This window comes from Serratia sp. SM04 (genome assembly GCF_040280225.1).
GTDB lineage: Bacteria > Pseudomonadota > Gammaproteobacteria > Enterobacterales > Enterobacteriaceae > Serratia > Serratia sarumanii.
On the sequence record NZ_JBEOQT010000021.1, the window covers coordinates 472963 to 487281 of the forward strand.

The following is a 14319-nucleotide window of genomic DNA, read 5'->3' on the forward strand; positions in this document are numbered from 1 at the left end:
ATTAACATGTTGAAAATTATCAGGCTGGCCTGCGCTTGCCTGTTTATGCTGTGGCTACCTGCCTTGCAGGCGGCGGACAGCGGCTGGCTGCAAAATCCGGCCAACGATCATGCCAAGGTGCGGCTGCGCGCCGACACGTCACAGCCGGGGGAAACCCGCCTGCTGCTGTCGGTCGAGCTGCAAAAGGGCTGGAAAACCTACTGGCGTTCCCCTGGCGAAGGCGGCATCGCGCCGGCTATTGTCTGGCAGGGCAACCCGCCGCCGGCGACCTGGCACTGGCCGACGCCGCAGCGTTTCGAAGTGGCCGGCATTTCCACCCAGGGCTATCACGATCGGGTCACGCTGCCGATCGTGATGTCAGGCCCGGTATCCGGCCCGCTGGCGGGCACCCTGACGCTGTCCACCTGCAGCAACGTCTGCATTCTGACCGACTACCCGTTCAGTCTGGATCTGACGACGCCGAACGATCCGCAGTTTAACCACGACTTCGCGCAGGCGATGGGGCAGGTGCCGATCGTCGCCGGGGTAGCGGAGAGCGTCAAGGCCGGTTACCGCAACGGCGAGTTGCAGATTGCCGCCGAACGCGCCGCCGGCTGGCAGCAGCCCGCGCTGTTCTTCGATACGCTGGCGGATGCCGATCTCGGTAAACCTCAAGTCGAGACCGACGGCGCTCAGCTGTTGGCGCGGGTGCCGGTCAGCGACGGTTGGGGCGATGCGGCGCCGGATCTGCGCGGCAAAACGCTGACGCTGGTGATCGACGACGGCGGCATGGCGCAGCAGATTACGCTGCCGATTGGCGATCCGTTGGCCGCGCCCGTCGGTGCGGCGTTCCCGCTGTGGCAGGCGGTATTGATGGCGCTGGCGGGCGGGTTGATCCTCAACCTGATGCCGTGCGTGCTGCCGGTGCTGGGCATCAAGCTCGGCTCCATCCTACAGGTGGAGCATCGCGATCGGCGCAGCGTGCGTTTGCAGTTCCTGGCGTCGTCGCTGGGTATCGTCGCCTCGTTTATGGCGCTGGCCCTGTTAATGACGCTGCTGCGGCTCGGCAACCATGCGCTCGGCTGGGGCATTCAGTTCCAGAATCCGTGGTTTATCGGTTTTATGGTGCTGGTGACGCTGCTGTTCAGCGCCAACCTGTTTGGCCTGTTCCACCTGCGCCTCTCGTCCGATCTAAACACGTCGCTGGCCACCCATAACGGGCAGGGGCTGAGCGGCCATTTCTGGCAGGGCGCGTTCGCCACGCTGTTGGCGACGCCGTGCTCGGCGCCGTTTCTCGGCACGGCGGTGGCCTTCGCGCTGGCGGCGTCGCTGCCGGTGCTGTGGGGCATGTTCATCGCGCTCGGCATCGGCATGAGCCTGCCGTGGCTGCTGATCGCCGCCTGGCCGTCGCTGGCGCTGCGCTTGCCGCGCCCCGGCCGCTGGATGAATACCGTCAAGCTGGCGATGGGGCTGCTGATGCTGGCGTCGTCGCTGTGGCTGCTGAGCCTGTTGAGCAACCATATCGGCGTGCAGGCCACGCTGTGGCTGGGGGCGTTGGCGCTGCTGGCGTTGCTGCTGGCGGTGTGGCGTCAACAGGGCGCACGGTTGGCGGCCAAGCTGGCGGCGGGCACGTTGGTGCTGGCGGGCGTGGCCTTGCTGGCCGGATCGCTGACCGCCGGCCTGTGGCGCCAGCCGTTGCAGGATCGGGTGCAGTGGCAACCGCTGAGCGAACAGGCGATTACCGAAGCGCTGGCCCAGCATAAGCGGGTGTTCGTCGACGTGACCGCCGACTGGTGTGTGACCTGTAAAGCCAACAAATTCAATGTGCTGTTGCGCGATGACGTGCAGCGCGCGCTGAGCGCCGACGACGTGGTCGCGCTGCGCGGCGACTGGAGCCGCCCGTCGGCCGACATCAGCGCCTTCCTGCAAAAGCGCGGCAGCGTCGCCGTGCCTTTCAACCAAATCTATGGCCCCGGCAGCCCGGAGGGCGAGGTGTTATCCCCGCTGTTGACCCGTGACGCCGTGCTGCAATCCCTTTCCCATGCCAAAGGAACCGAACAATGAAAAAGCTACTGATTTTACTGATGATCATCGCCACCCCGGTGTGGGCCGCCGAGCCTTTCACTCCGGCACAAGAGGCGCGTATCAAAGAGATGATCCGCGAAACGCTGGTGTCTAACCCGGACATTCTGGCGCAGGCGGTGGACGCCTGGCAGCAACAAACCGCCGGCCAGCAGATCAGCCAGGCTATCAAGCAGAACGCCAAAACGCTGTATCAGGATCCGGCCAGCCCGCGCCTCGGCGCCGCCAACCCCAAACTGACGCTGGTGACCTTTACCGACTATAACTGCCCGTACTGCAAGCGTTTCGATCCGATGCTGGAGAAGATCGTCAAGCAATACCCGGACGTGGCGCTGGTGGTGAAACTGCTGCCGTTCAAGGGCGAAAGCTCGGTCAGTTCGGCGCGCGTGGCGCTCACCACCTGGCAACAGCACCCGGATCAATTCTGGGCCCTGCACCAGCGGCTGATGGCGAAAAAGGGCTTCCACGACAACGCCAGCATCGCCGCCGCGCAAGAGAAAACCGGCGTCAAGGCGGTGGCGCCCAGCGAACAGAGCATGACCACGCTGCGCACCAACATGGAATTGGCGGAGCAACTGGGCGTGCAGGGGACGCCGGCGACGCTGATCGGCGATCGGATGCTGCCGGGGGCGGTATCCTATGAAGAGCTGGAAGCGATGGTGAAACAGCAGCTGGCGAAGGCCAACAATGGCTAAGCTCAAGCGCTGGGGGCGCGAGTTGCTGCTGCTGGCGCTGATCGCGCTGGCGGTGGTGACGGTGATGGATTGGCTGAACGCGCCGCAGGCGCCGCCGGCCTTCGATGCCCAGACCCTGACCACGCTGGATGGCGAGAGTGTGTCGTTGGCGCAGCTCAGCCATGAGCGGCCGCTGCTGGTTTACTTCTGGGCCAGCTGGTGCGGCGTCTGCCGTTTCACCACGCCGGACGTCGCCCGTTTGCAGGCGGCGGGCGGCAACGTGCTGACCGTCGCGCTGCGCTCGGGCGACGATGCCCAGGTGAAACAATGGCTGGCGCGCAAACGGCTGGCGCTGCCGGTGGTCAACGATCCGGCCGGTACGCTCTCGGCGCAGTGGCAGATTGGCGTGACGCCGACCTTCGTGGTGGTCTCGCAGGGCAAGGTGGTGCAGACCACCACCGGCTGGACCAGCTACTGGGGGATGAAGCTGCGGCTGTGGTGGGCCGCCGTCTAACCGGCGTTTTTCTCCGTTATCACCTCCTCAATCGCCCGGCATAGCCGGGCGATACCTTCTTCAATCTGCGGCGGCGAGTTGGCGGCGAAATTCAGCCGCAGGCCGTGCGCGCCCAAATGTTCCTGCGCATAAAAGCATTCGCCGCGCGCGAAGGTCACGCCGTATCGCCAGGCGACCGGCATCAGCTCGGCGGTGGTCACCGCCGCCGGCAGCGTCAGCCAGATAAACAAGCCTCCCTGCGGCGTTTCAAAGCGGCACCCCGGCGGCAGCCGCCGTTGCAAGGCGTCAATCATCACCTCCAGATGGCGGCGGTAGACGCGCCCGGCGCGCCGCAGCTGCTTGTCGTAACGGCCGACGGTGACGAAAGCGTCCAGCGCCCGCTGGATCAGGCTGGAACTGGTGAAGCTGTCGACGTGCTTCAGCCTTGCGAAGCGCTGATAGTGTTCGCTGTCCGCCACCAGATAGCCGATGCGCATGCTGGGCAGCAGCATTTTGGAGAAGGTGCTGACGTAGATCACCGCGCCCGGCTGCGCCAGCGCGCGCAGCGACGGCAGCTGTTTGCCCTGATAACGCAGATCGCCGACGAAGTCGTCTTCCAGGATCACCACGCCGGCCTGTTGAGCGATCGCCAGCAGGCGTCGCCGACGCGCCTCGCTCAGGCAGCGGCCGGTCGGGTTGTGGAAATTGGGGATGGTGTAGATCAGTTTGGGACGGTGGCGTTCTAACAATTCCGGCAGCAAATCCACCCGCATGCCGTGTCGGTCGCCCGGTACGGTGACGATATTGACGCGGTGCTGGCGCAGCAGGCCCAGCGCTTCGGCGTAGGTCGGCTCTTCGACGATCGCCGTATCGCCCGGCGCCAGCAGGCTTTGCACCACCAGGCTGATGGCGTGCTGCGAGCCGTTGGTGATCAGCACCTGTTCCGCCTGCGTGGGGATGCCCTGTGCGCTGAGAATGCGGCTCAGCGTATCGCGCAGCGGGTAGTAGCCGCAGTATTCACCGTAGCTGAAGGCTTCTTCCGCGTGGCGGCTGAGCACCGACAGCAGCACTTTGCGAAACGCTTCCAGCGGAAACACCTTAGGGCTGCCGACGCCGGCGGCGAAGTTGATCAGCCCCTCCGGCAGCGGGGCGTCGGCGTAGCCGTCCAGCCGCGAGGTGAGGGTGGTGAAGCTCTCCAGCGGGAAAGGGGCATCGCTGGTCGGCCGGGCCGGGCGCGTTTGCGCCTGCGGGTGCGCGACATAGGCGCCGCTGCCGCGCCGCTGAAGCAAAAAACCCTTGGCCGCCAGTTCGGCGTAGGCGTTATCCACCGTCAAACGGCTGACCGCCAGTTCGGCCGCCAGCGTGCGCGTCGAGGGCAGTTTGTCGCCATCCACGAACACGCCGGTGAGGATGGCGCGCCGCAGCGCTTCTTCGATCTGTAAATAGAGCGGAACGTCCTGCTCGCGATCCAACGGGATATGCATGGGAAATTGGCCCGGTTATGGAGAGAGATTTTTACTATACCCCATGTCAACAGGGCTTCAAGCGCAGAAAAGTGGCCTGCATGACAACGCCGCAAAGTGGCTATAGTGAGAAAAAATGGCCGCGTTACACTGTGCGCCTGAGCATTTATGTCGCCATTTTTCCGAGGATCTCATGTCATTACCGTCAGGCGTTTCCGCCCGGCCGGCGCTGCCCGGCGCGCGCCTCTTTCAGGGCAGCAGCCAGGGTTACGTCATCGCCATTATCAGCGCCATGCTGCTGGCCTTTACCGCCATCATCATCCGCGCGCTGACCGAGTACTATCACCTGCCGACCTTCGTGCTGGCGTTCTGGCGCGCGGCGCTGGTGGCGCTGGTGCTGTTGCCGCTGCTGTTGCTGGTGAAACCGCAGTGGGCGCGCCTGCGCCGTAAACAGGTGGCATTCTACGCGCTTTACGGGCTGCTGCTGGCGCTGTTCAACAGCCTGTGGACGCTGTCGGTGGCGCTGAACGGCGCATCGGTGGCGACCATTCTGACCTACTGCTCGGTGGGTTTTACCGTGTTCCTCGGCTGGGTGATGTACAGCGAACGCCTGACGCTGCGCCAATTGCTGGTGATCGCCATCAGCCTGGGCGGTTGCTTCCTGGTCAGCAACGGCGACAGCATGGGGAACAGCCACTTCGATCTGTTGGGGCTGCTGGTGGGGATGCTGTCGGGCATCGGCTATACCCTGTATACCCTCGGCGGGCGGGTGGCCAGCGAACGCGGCTATCCGGTGTGGAACACCATCCTGTACGTGTTCGGTTTTTCGGCGCTGTACCAGCTGGTGTTCAACGCGGCGTTGACGGCGTTCCCGCTGGCGGCGTTCCACGGCATGGCCGGCTCTCTGTGGTTCCTGTCGCACGGCGCGCAGGGCATTCAGTGGAGCGGCTGGCTGTTGCTGCTGGCGCTGGCCGCCGGGCCGACGCTGCTGGGCTTCGGGCTGTACAATATCAGCCTGAAAACGCTGCCGCTGGCGGTGGCCAACCTGATCCTGTCGCTGGAGCTGGTGTTCACCGCGGTGATCGCCTATTTCCTGCTGGGGGAAAGCATGAATCAGCTGCAGCTGCTGGGCAGCGCGCTGGTGATGGGCGGGGTGCTGCTGTTGAAAAGCAAGACCGCCGAGGCGTGATCGGCTACCCTTACGCCTCGCAAGAGAGGCCGTAATGATGAATAACCCGAGATTGAAACGAGCGCTTATCGCTTGAATGGCCGTGTTGAATGAACGACAACACGGCCACAGACATTCCGTTCCGTGGCTTTTATTCCCGTAACGAGAGAATACGCCATGTCCGAAAAACACTGGTCCAACACCGAGCTGCTGCATCAGACGGTGACCAACCCGAATATTATCGTCAAAGGCACCCACAGCTACTACAGCGACTGCTGGGATAACGGCTTCGAACGCTCGGTAGTGCGCTATCTGCACGGCGACGCGGTCAGCCGGCAATGGCAGCCGCTGGGTAAAATAGATCGCCTGTTGATCGGCGATTACGTGTGCATCGCGGCCGAAGCGGTGATCCTGATGGGCGGCAATCACACCCATCGCATCGACTGGTTGAGCCTGTATCCGTTTATGGCAACCATCAAGCAGGCGTACCGCCCCAAAGGCGATACCCGGCTGGGTGACGGTTGCTGGATCGGCATGCGCGCGATGTTGATGCCAGGGGTATCGATAGGTGAGGGGGCGATCGTCGCCGCCGGCAGCGTGGTGGCCGGCGATGTTGAGCCTTATGCCATCGTTGGCGGTAACCCCGCGCGGTTTATCCGTTGGCGGTTCGCGCCGGAGGTCATCGCGCGGTTGCTTGCCTTGCGCCTCTATGACTTGTCCGAGGTGGACTTTGCGGTGATTCAACCGCTGCTTGCCGATGACGATATCGATGCGTTGGAAAGGGGAGTGGCGGCGCTACGCCGTTAAACACAACGGGCGGGGATTCCCCGCCCGTTTCGCGTTACTCGGCCTTGGCCTCGATCGCCGATTGGCGGCGTTTGCGCATCAGGCGCAGCAGCGGCGGCAGCGCCAGTACCGCGACCGCCAGCACCAGCAGCGTTTGCGCGATGCTGCTGCTCCACAGGATGCCGAACTCGCCGTTGCTGATCGACAGCGCGCGACGCAGATTCTGCTCCAGCATCTCACCCAGCACGAAGCCCAGAATCAGCGGCGACATCGGGAAGTGCATTTTCCGCAGGATGTAGCCGAACACGCCCAACCCGACCATCAGCAGCAGGTCGAAGGTGGTGCTGTGCACCGCATAAACCCCCACCGCCGAAACCGCGGCGATCGCCGGCACCAGGAACCACAGCGGGATGGTCAGCATGCGGGTGAACAGGCCGACCAGAGGCAGGTTCATGATCAGCAGGATGACGTTGGCGATCAGCAGCGCCGCGATCAGCCCCCAGACGATATCCGGCTGTTCGGTGAACATCGCCGGGCCGGGGGTGATGTTGTACAGCGTCAGCGCGCCCATCATCACCGCCGTGGTGCCGGAACCCGGCACCCCCAGCGTCAGCATCGGAATGAACGAACCGCAGGCAGAGGCGTTGTTGGCCGCTTCCGGCGCCGCTACGCCGCGGATGTCGCCCTTGCCGAAGGTGTCGCTGTTGCCGCTGATTTTCTTCTCGGTCATGTAGGTCAGCGCGCTGGCGATAGTGGCGCCGGCGCCCGGCAGAATGCCGACGAAGAAGCCGATCACCGACGAGCGCAGGGTAGGGCCTGCGCACTGCGCCGCCTCTTTGCGGTTGAACAGCAACCGGCCGGTTTTACGCACCAGCTTTTGTCCGGCGCTGGTACTTTCCAGCATCAGCAGGATTTCGCTGACCGAGAACAGGCCGATCACCACCACGATAAACTGCACGCCGTCAGAGAGGTGCACGCTGTCGAAGGTAAAGCGGTAAACGCCGGTATTGGCGTCGACGCCCACCGTCGCCAGCCCCAGCCCGATCAGCGCCGCCAGCAGCGATTTCAGCGGGTTCTGGCTCATCATGCTGCCGAGGCAGGCGATGGCGAACACCATCAGGGCGAAATACTCCGCCGGGCCGAAGGCCAGCGACCAGCGGGCCAGCAGCGGCGCGAACAGGATGATGCCGCCGATGGCGATCATCGAGCCAACGAACGAGCTGACCGCCGAGATGGACAGCGCCACGCCGGCGCGCCCCTGCTGCGCCATCGGGTAGCCGTCCAGCGCGGTCATGATCGCCGCCGCGTCGCCCGGCACGTTGAGCAGAATCGACGAGATGCGCCCGCCGTATTCGCAGCCGATATACACCGTCGCCAGCAGGATCAGCGCCGATTCGGCCGGCAGCTTGAGGGCAAACGCCAGCGGCAGCAGGATCGCCACGCCGTTGATCGGCCCGAGGCCCGGCAGCAGGCCGACGATGGTGCCGACGAAGCAGCCGATCAGGGCGATAATCAGGTTCTGCGGCACCAGCGCCACTTCGAACCCTTGGGTCAAATACATCCAGGTATCCATCATCGCTCCCGTTAGCTCAGCCAGGCGCCGAGCGGCAGTGTGACATCAAGAAGGCGGTCAAAGGCGTAATACAGCACTGCGCCCATGACGACGCCGGAGATCGCCGCCGCCGGCAGGCTGGCCTGAAACAGCAGGCCGATGCTGAACGTCAGCAGCGCGGTCGCCAGCGGGAAGCCCAGCCATTCAAAGCCCCAGGCATACAGCACCAGGGTGATCACCAGCACCAACAGCCGCTGCAGCACCTTGTTGTGCGGCCACTCCACCGCCTGCGGGCGGCGCAGCAACAGCAGGGCCGAGCACAGCGCCATCAGGCTGAGGATCGCCAGCGGGAACGGGCGCGGCCCCAGCGGTTCATAGCTGTATTCGCTTTGGATGCCCCAGCCGATGAACAGCCCGCCGATACACAGCAGCAGCCAAAAGCCGGCAAAAATACGATCGCTCATGGTTTTCCCCTGCGGTTATTTGGCCAGGCCGAACACTTTCGCCTGCTCACGGTATTGGGCAACCTGATTCTTCACGTAGGCGTCCAGCTCTTTGCCGGTCATGTTGAATTCGAACAGGCCGCGCAGATCGCGCTGCTGCTTGAATTCGTCGGTCGCCATCATTTTCTGGAAGGTGTCGATCCACCACTGATACTCTTCATCGCTGACTTTCGGCCCGACGTAGAAGCCGCGAATAATCGGCCACACCAGGCTGTATCCCTGTTCTTTGGCGGTCGGAATGTCGGCCAGTTGGCCCGGCAAACGTTGCTCGGCATACACCGCCAGGACGCGGATCTTGTCGCCCTGCAGGTAAGGCACCATCTCGCTCAGATCACCGGAGACCGCCTGGATATGGTTGCCGAGCAGCGCGGTGACCGGCTCGCCGCCGCCTTCGAACGCCACGTAGCGCATCTTGCGCGGATCCACGCCGACTTCGCGCGCCAGCAGCGCGGTTTTCATCCAGTCCTGGCTGCCGATGGAGGCGCCGGCGCCGAATACCACGCTGTTGGGATCTTTTTGGAAGGCGTCCATCAGGTCTTTCAGGGTTTTGTAAGGCGAGTCGGCGCGCACCGCGATCATGCCGTAGTCGGTACCGACCGCCGCCAGCCATTTCACGTCGTCCACGTTGTAGCGGCCGAACTTGCCCTGGGCCAGATTGAGCAGCGAACCGCCGGAGAAGGCCACCACGGTGCCGAACTCCGCCGGGCGCTGCGCGACGATGGCGTTGTAGGCCACCGCGCCGACGCCGCCGGGCATATAGGTGACGCGCATCGGTTTATCGATGGCCTTGGTGTCCTGCAGCGACACCTGAATCAGCTTGCAGGTCAGATCGAAGCCGCCGCCGGGCTTGGCCGGCGCGATGCATTCGGTGCGTTTGGGCGCTTCCACGGCAAAGGCCTGATTGGCTGCCAGCAGCAGGGCGGCGGCGGTAAAGGTACGGGTCATTATTTTTTTCATTGTGACTTGCCCTCGGTATTGTTCTGATTGTGAAATCCCGCCGGGTGCGGTTGCAGGATTGTTAAAACAACAACCTTTCATTTACCTTTCAGTGGCCGGAAAAGTTTCCAGTCTGTGATTAGGGTCTCTTGTCGCCGGCGAATAACGGATGCGCTACCATAGAAAAGCGGGCAAGAACAGGGCGCAAAACCGGGCAAAATCCTGCGTAATATCAGGTTTGCCGTTCTGCTTTCGCGATAAAATCACGATCGGTGAAATGAATAGAGACGCAGTGATATGTTTTCGTTAGGGAAATTGTTTGGTGGCAGGGACAGCGCCAAAGTAAGTGCGATTAAACGGTTGCCTGAGGTTTACGCTGAAATGACGGGAAAAGCCGGGCAGTGCCGTTTAAAGCGACTGCGTGCCGACGTTGGCGTTTTTGAGCTGCATTTCGTCAACGCCGACGGTGAAAAATATGCTTGCCAGATGACCGCCTGCGTGACCGGCATCGATCTGGTGTTTGCCGTCAACAACCGCTCCGTGCTGGTATCTTCACCGTTTACCGCCGACAAACTGCGCCCGGTGCTGGACATTGCCGTTGCCGATAGCCCCATTCCGCTGATCTGACACCGCCCTGCGATCGCGCCCCATACGCATAATTGTGTGCCAGCTCCCAAAACTGGCGGCGCGGCGCTCTTTTATCCCCTTATTTTCCATGCCATTCTCTGTTATCGGCCTGTTAACAGGCGCCGTGTCGGCGCCAGGTTGTTCAGGTAAATCAATGGAATGGGAACATGCGACTGTTATTGGTTGAAGATCACCCCGAGCTGTCTCACTGGTTGCAAAAGGCGCTGACCGGCGCCGGCTTTGCCGTTGACGTCGCCCCGGACGGCGTGGCGGCGGATCACCTGCTGCTCAACGAACGCTATGCGCTCGCGGTGCTGGATGTGGCGCTGCCGCGTATGAACGGCCTGGATTTGCTGGCGCGCCTGCGCAAGCGCGGGCAGGATCTGCCGGTGCTGCTGTTGACGGCACGCACCGACGTGGCCGACCGGGTGAAAGGCCTGAATCTGGGGGCGGACGATTACCTCACCAAGCCGTTCGAACTGGACGAGCTGGAAGCGCGCATCCGGGCGCTGCTGCGCCGCAGCGTCGGCGCCCCGCAGCCGGCGTTGCAGTACGGCGCGTTGACCTATCACGACGAAGGCTATTTTCTGCTGGAGGGCAAGCCGCTGGCGCTGACGCCGCGCGAACTGGCGGTGCTGACCGCGCTGATGCACCGGCGCGGCCGCCCGGTGGCCAAGCAACAGCTGTTCGAACAGGTGTTTACACTGTCCGACGAAGCCAACCCGGAGAGCATCGAGCTTTACGTACACCGCCTGCGGAAAAAGCTGCAGGGCAGCGACGTGGCGATCGTCACGCTGCGCGGCCTGGGCTACAGCCTGGAGCTGTGCAATGCGGTGGTTTAACGCGCCGCGTTCGCTGTTCTATCAACTGCTGCTGTTTTTTGGTCTGCCGTTGCTGGCGTTGGGCGGCATCTCTATCTACACCCACTATTTCAGCGCCATGAGCGCCGCCACCCTGGCTTACGATCGCACGCTGCTGGCGTCGGCACGCACCGTGGCGGAGCGGCTGGTGGTGCGCGAAGGCAAGCTGGCGGTCGATGTGCCCTATGTGGTGCTCGACAGCTTCGAGCGCAACATGAACGATCAGCTGTATTACGAGGTGATTTCGCCGCAGGGGAAAAGCATTTCGGGCTATGACGATTTGCCGCCTTTGCCGCCCCATATCCCGCGCTCCACGCTCTACCCGGCGCTGGTGCATTTTTACGATGCGGAATACCTCGGCCGGCCGATCCGCGTGGCGGCGCTGTTTCAACCGGTCAACGAGTCGGGGGTGAGCGGCATGGCGACCATTTTGGTGGCGGAAACCCTGGAGTCGCGCCGTTACCTGGCGCGGCAGATGATGATCGCGGCGCTGTTGAGCCAGGGTACGGTGGTGGTGTTGACCCTGATCCTGGCGTTCGCGCTGCTCAAGCGGGTGTTGAAACCGATGCGTAAACTCTCCGGCATCATGCTGCGGCGCGATCCGGGCGAGCTGACGCCCTTGCCGCGGGTGTTGCCGTGGTCGGAGATGCAGCCGCTGCTGGTGGCGTTCAATCGTTACATCGAACGGCTGCGGCTGATGGTGGCGCGTCAGGAACGTTTCAGCGCCGACGCCTCCCACCAGCTGCGCACGCCGCTGGCGGTGTTGAAGACTCAGGTCGGGGTGGCGCTGGCCAGCGATCGGCCGCAGCAGTGGCGTGAAAGCCTGCAGGCGATGAGCGCGACGCTGGATAATACCGTGGCGCTGACCGATCGCCTGCTGCACCTCTCACGCCTGAAGGCCAGCGAGCACCAGGCCGAGCGCCAGCTGCAGCCGGTCAATCTGGCGCAGGTGCTGCGCGACGCCTGCTTTTCCCGCTTGCCGCAGGCGCGCAGCAAACAGATCGATCTGGGTTTCGAAGGCGAGGCGGCGTGTCAGGTGGCGGGGGAGCCGCTGCTGTTGGCCGAACTGTGTGCCAATCTGCTGGACAATGCGCTGAAATACACGCCGCGTCAGGGGATAGTGACCGCCCGCCTCACTCAGGATAAGGCGGCGGGGGAAGGCGTGCTGGAGATTGAAGACAGCGGCCCCGGCATCGCCTTGCAGGATAAGGCGCTGGCGCTGCAGCCGTTTCACCGGCTGGACAACGTGGGCGATCAGCCGGGCGCCGGCCTGGGGCTGGCGCTGGTGAAGGACATCACCGCCTATCACGGCACCCGCCCGGAGCTGCTGAGCTCCGCCGCGCTGGGCGGCCTGTTGGTGCGGGTGCGCTTCAGGCTGCTGCCTTAAGCCTGTTCTTTGCAGGACTCGACGTTGGCCGCCGGGGCTTTGGCTTTACGCGTCAGCGGCGTGCGCAGCCGCTGCGACAGGATCACGCCCAGCAGGGTGATGCCACCGCCGATCAGGTGGTAACCGTGCAGCTGCTCATGCAGGAACAGCACGGCGATAGCGGCGGTAAACACCGGCGCCAGGTTCATGAAGATCGAGGCGGTGTTGGCGCCCAGGCGCATCACGCCCTGGATCCACAGGAACGGGGCGATGATCGAAGCCGGAATGCCGGCGAACAGCACCAGCGGCAGGTTATGGCCATTCAAGCCGACATCCTGCGCCATCAGGAAATTAGGCAGCAGCAGCAGCACGCCGAATAGGATCTGCACGTACAGCGATTGCCAGTTCGGCAGCGCGATGGCCCAGCGTTTGGTCAACACGCCATACAGCGCGTAAGAGGCGGTGGCGAGCAGCATCATCAATTCCCCCTTGCCGATACCGTGCTGCAGCAGCACGCCGGGCTGGCCGCCGCTGACCAGCCAGATCAAACCGCCGAAGGAGAGTATGCTGCCGAGCAGTACGCCGACGGTCGGGGCAATGCGCAGCAGCACGATGCTGATCAGGATGGTCAGCAGCGGGATCAGCGACACGATGATGCCCATAAACAGCGCGCTGACGCTGTGCGCCGCGTAATAGGCCAGGCTTTGATACAGCACCATGCCCAGCAGGCCGAGGATCATCAGCTTCCACCAGTTGGCGCGCACCTGCGCCCAGTTGCGCAGCACGCCCGGCAGCACGAACGGCGTCAGGGCAATCAGCGCCAGCAGCCAACGGTAGAGCGAAATGGCCGCCGGATCGATGGCGGTGGCGGAGAGTTTGCTGACGACGGCGTTAATCGACCAAATCAGCACGGCCAACAGCGGGAAGATCATATTCATGATAATTATTCTCAATAACGTCCAACATGCTGGCTAGTCTACGCGTGTCCGGTTTATCATATATAGCGATATCCAGACAAAAATTGGCGTAAACAAGACAAATCACGGGACGAAACCATGCCAGAAATCCGCCATTTCCCCGAGTCGCTGATCCCGGCACCCAACCCGGTGCAGTTCCGCTGCGAGGAGTTCAATGCGCGCACCGAATTCCAGCCGCACAGCCACACCTGGGGCCAGTTGATGTGGGTTAAAGCCGGGGTGATGGTGCTGCGCATCGGCGGGCAGCGCTTTCTGGCGCCGCCGGAGTTCGTGCTGTGGGCGCCGGCCGGCATCGAACACTCCTGTTACAACCAACGGCTGGCGCAGTGCCGCATGGTGGACATCACGCCGGCGCTGTGCGCCGGCATGCCTGCCGATCCCTGCCTGGTGAGCGTGACGCCAATCTTCCGCGCCATCGCCGAGGATTTCTATGCGCGCAAACAGTACATTCCGCAGGCGGAGGAGGATTTGCGCCTGTGCCAGGTGCTGATCGACCAGCTGCGTCTGTCGCCGCGCCAGCAAACCTATCTGCCGTCGTCGGACGACAAGTTTTTGGCGCCGGTGCTGGAAGCGTTGGAACATTGCCCGGCGGACAACACCTCGCTGGCGGCGTGGGCGGCTCGGGTCTACACCACCGAGCGTACGCTGTCGCGCCGCTGCCAGCAGGATCTGGGCATGTCGTTCAGCGAATGGCGCCAGCGTCTGCGTTTCCTGCACGCCGTGTCGCTGCTCGAGCAGGGCAAGACGGTGCAGGACGTGGCGCTGGACGTCGGCTACAGCTCCGCGTCGGCCTTTATCGTCATGTTCCAGCAGATCGCCGGCACCACCCCTGAGCGCTTTCGCCGTGCATGAT

General features: G+C 63.4%; 14 protein-coding genes. 9 read left to right on the forward strand and 5 right to left on the reverse strand.

Annotated features, from left to right (window positions below; all coding sequences use genetic code 11):
- Positions 1-6 precede the first annotated feature (6 nt).
- The 3 genes from ABTW55_RS16705 to ABTW55_RS16715 are packed head-to-tail and all read left to right on the forward strand — an operon-like array spanning position 7 to position 3249.
- Positions 7-2043, forward strand: a complete 2037-nt coding sequence (locus tag ABTW55_RS16705; RefSeq protein WP_060421967.1) for a protein-disulfide reductase DsbD — start codon at positions 7-9, stop codon at positions 2041-2043.
- Entirely contained in the window at positions 2040-2756 is a 717-nt protein-coding gene (locus tag ABTW55_RS16710; RefSeq protein WP_041036088.1) for a DsbA family protein, read from the forward strand. Before ABTW55_RS16705 ends, ABTW55_RS16710 begins: the two co-directional genes overlap by 4 nt.
- On the forward strand, positions 2749-3249 hold the full coding sequence (locus tag ABTW55_RS16715; protein ID WP_033648071.1) for a protein disulfide oxidoreductase: 501 nt from the start codon (positions 2749-2751) through the stop codon (positions 3247-3249). The genes ABTW55_RS16710 and ABTW55_RS16715 overlap by 8 nt, the downstream gene beginning before the upstream one ends.
- Here ABTW55_RS16715 and ABTW55_RS16720 read toward each other — a convergent pair.
- Entirely contained in the window at positions 3246-4712 is a 1467-nt protein-coding gene (locus ABTW55_RS16720) for a PLP-dependent aminotransferase family protein (protein ID WP_060421963.1), read from the reverse strand. The two genes, ABTW55_RS16715 and ABTW55_RS16720, sit on opposite strands and share 4 nt — an antisense overlap.
- 172 nt (positions 4713-4884) lie before the next feature.
- On the opposite strand from ABTW55_RS16720, the gene ABTW55_RS16725 reads away from it, so the two are divergent.
- Positions 4885-5880, forward strand: coding sequence for a DMT family transporter (locus tag ABTW55_RS16725; protein WP_041036084.1), 996 nt, complete (start codon positions 4885-4887; stop codon positions 5878-5880).
- 156 nt (positions 5881-6036) lie between these two features.
- Positions 6037-6666, forward strand: coding sequence for a CatB-related O-acetyltransferase (locus ABTW55_RS16730; RefSeq protein WP_060421961.1), 630 nt, complete (start codon positions 6037-6039; stop codon positions 6664-6666).
- A 34-nt stretch (positions 6667-6700) separates the two neighbouring features.
- Here the strand turns inward: ABTW55_RS16730 and ABTW55_RS16735 are convergent, their stop codons facing one another.
- Genes ABTW55_RS16735 through ABTW55_RS16745 form a run of 3 tightly spaced genes read right to left on the reverse strand, consistent with a single transcriptional unit; the run spans position 6701 to position 9657 of the window.
- On the reverse strand, positions 6701-8218 hold the full coding sequence (locus tag ABTW55_RS16735) for a tripartite tricarboxylate transporter permease (protein ID WP_033648067.1): 1518 nt from the start codon (positions 8216-8218) through the stop codon (positions 6701-6703).
- Between the two features lie 11 nt (positions 8219-8229).
- Positions 8230-8661, reverse strand: a complete 432-nt coding sequence (locus ABTW55_RS16740) for a tripartite tricarboxylate transporter TctB family protein (protein WP_033635360.1) — start codon at positions 8659-8661, stop codon at positions 8230-8232.
- A gap of 15 nt (positions 8662-8676) precedes the next feature.
- Complete coding sequence (locus ABTW55_RS16745; protein ID WP_033635359.1) at positions 8677-9657, reverse strand: tripartite tricarboxylate transporter substrate binding protein; 981 nt, start codon at positions 9655-9657, stop codon at positions 8677-8679.
- A 276-nt stretch (positions 9658-9933) separates the two neighbouring features.
- Here ABTW55_RS16745 and ABTW55_RS16750 point away from each other — a divergent pair, with 276 nt between their 5' ends.
- The 3 genes from ABTW55_RS16750 to ABTW55_RS16760 all read left to right on the forward strand — a co-directional run bounded on the left by ABTW55_RS16750 (position 9934) and on the right by ABTW55_RS16760 (position 12510).
- Positions 9934-10263, forward strand: a complete 330-nt coding sequence (locus ABTW55_RS16750) for a hypothetical protein (RefSeq protein ID WP_049195968.1) — start codon at positions 9934-9936, stop codon at positions 10261-10263.
- Between the two features lie 167 nt (positions 10264-10430).
- Positions 10431-11105: a transcriptional regulator TctD gene (gene tctD, locus ABTW55_RS16755; protein WP_033648064.1), complete on the forward strand. Its 675-nt coding sequence runs from the start codon at positions 10431-10433 to the stop codon at positions 11103-11105.
- Entirely contained in the window at positions 11092-12510 is a 1419-nt protein-coding gene (locus ABTW55_RS16760) for a sensor histidine kinase (RefSeq protein ID WP_033635356.1), read from the forward strand. Before tctD ends, ABTW55_RS16760 begins: the two co-directional genes overlap by 14 nt.
- On the opposite strand, the gene ABTW55_RS16765 is transcribed toward ABTW55_RS16760, so the two are convergent.
- Positions 12507-13427: a DMT family transporter gene (locus ABTW55_RS16765; protein WP_060421958.1), complete on the reverse strand. Its 921-nt coding sequence runs from the start codon at positions 13425-13427 to the stop codon at positions 12507-12509. The two genes, ABTW55_RS16760 and ABTW55_RS16765, sit on opposite strands and share 4 nt — an antisense overlap.
- A gap of 117 nt (positions 13428-13544) precedes the next feature.
- Between ABTW55_RS16765 and ABTW55_RS16770 the strand changes: the two genes are divergently transcribed.
- Positions 13545-14318, forward strand: coding sequence for a helix-turn-helix domain-containing protein (locus tag ABTW55_RS16770; protein WP_033635354.1), 774 nt, complete (start codon positions 13545-13547; stop codon positions 14316-14318).
- Position 14319: the final 1 nt, after the last annotated feature.

Excerpts from the sequence above, each read along its gene's own strand:
- ABTW55_RS16745 (WP_033635359.1), bottom strand. The coding sequence starts at position 9,657 with ATGAAAAAAATAATGACCCGTACCTTTACCGCCGCCGCCCTGCTGCTG.
- ABTW55_RS16735 (WP_033648067.1), bottom strand. The coding sequence starts at position 8,218 with ATGGATACCTGGATGTATTTGACCCAAGGGTTCGAAGTGGCGCTGGTG.
- ABTW55_RS16725 (WP_041036084.1), top strand. The coding sequence starts at position 4,885 with ATGTCATTACCGTCAGGCGTTTCCGCCCGGCCGGCGCTGCCCGGCGCG.
- ABTW55_RS16760 (WP_033635356.1), top strand. The coding sequence starts at position 11,092 with ATGCGGTGGTTTAACGCGCCGCGTTCGCTGTTCTATCAACTGCTGCTG.
- ABTW55_RS16765 (WP_060421958.1), bottom strand. The coding sequence starts at position 13,427 with ATGAATATGATCTTCCCGCTGTTGGCCGTGCTGATTTGGTCGATTAAC.
- tctD (WP_033648064.1), top strand. The coding sequence starts at position 10,431 with ATGCGACTGTTATTGGTTGAAGATCACCCCGAGCTGTCTCACTGGTTG.
- ABTW55_RS16730 (WP_060421961.1), top strand. The coding sequence starts at position 6,037 with ATGTCCGAAAAACACTGGTCCAACACCGAGCTGCTGCATCAGACGGTG.
- ABTW55_RS16770 (WP_033635354.1), top strand. The coding sequence starts at position 13,545 with ATGCCAGAAATCCGCCATTTCCCCGAGTCGCTGATCCCGGCACCCAAC.
- ABTW55_RS16705 (WP_060421967.1), top strand. The coding sequence starts at position 7 with ATGTTGAAAATTATCAGGCTGGCCTGCGCTTGCCTGTTTATGCTGTGG.
- ABTW55_RS16715 (WP_033648071.1), top strand. The coding sequence starts at position 2,749 with ATGGCTAAGCTCAAGCGCTGGGGGCGCGAGTTGCTGCTGCTGGCGCTG.
- ABTW55_RS16720 (WP_060421963.1), bottom strand. The coding sequence starts at position 4,712 with ATGCATATCCCGTTGGATCGCGAGCAGGACGTTCCGCTCTATTTACAG.
- ABTW55_RS16710 (WP_041036088.1), top strand. The coding sequence starts at position 2,040 with ATGAAAAAGCTACTGATTTTACTGATGATCATCGCCACCCCGGTGTGG.
- ABTW55_RS16750 (WP_049195968.1), top strand. The coding sequence starts at position 9,934 with ATGTTTTCGTTAGGGAAATTGTTTGGTGGCAGGGACAGCGCCAAAGTA.
- ABTW55_RS16740 (WP_033635360.1), bottom strand. The coding sequence starts at position 8,661 with ATGAGCGATCGTATTTTTGCCGGCTTTTGGCTGCTGCTGTGTATCGGC.